At 33.9% G+C, this 478-nt stretch carries 2 protein-coding genes; both read right to left on the minus strand.

What is annotated here, in order from left to right:
• Nucleotides 1-74: 74 nt before the first annotated feature.
• Nucleotides 75-284: a hypothetical protein gene (locus tag CYP26_RS08480; RefSeq protein ID WP_103631084.1), complete on the minus strand. Its 210-nt coding sequence runs from the start codon at nt 282-284 to the stop codon at nt 75-77.
• Nucleotides 285-287: 3 nt separating this feature from the next.
• A partial coding sequence (locus CYP26_RS10365) for a hypothetical protein (RefSeq protein WP_219809009.1) occupies nt 288-478 on the minus strand: 191 nt, incomplete at its 5' end.

The following is a 478-nucleotide window of genomic DNA, read 5'->3' on the forward strand; positions in this document are numbered from 1 at the left end:
GGGATATCCCCTTGACCCCTTAATAAGGGTACACTTGTCAAATTATTAAATAAATGCCAGTTTTAAGGAAGCGATTATGCGAATAGTTTTTGCTGCTTATCTTCTGCAGCTTTAAGAGCAATGAATTTCTTGTATTCGTCGGCATTTTCAATAAGTAAATTTATAAAATCATTATCAGTAAAATCATCTCTATTTTTAAAATACTCTTTTAAAAAATCTTGTATGACTTTAGGAACTCTAACACTGCGTCTTACGCTTTGTTCGTGCTTTTTAGGAAATCCCACTTTTTATTCTTTCTTGTGTCGTATAGATCTCAATAAATCGTCAACGTGAATTGTCTTATTTTCGGCTACTTCGCTACGCTCCCAAACTCCTCCCGCATCTAGATACTTCATCAGATCGTAATACTCCGATAAACAATTACCCCGAATAATACTCCTAATCCCTTTTTTGATTTTTGATACTTCTCTTCTTGTAA

This window comes from Campylobacter concisus (genome assembly GCF_002913225.1).
GTDB lineage: Bacteria > Campylobacterota > Campylobacteria > Campylobacterales > Campylobacteraceae > Campylobacter_A > Campylobacter_A concisus_J.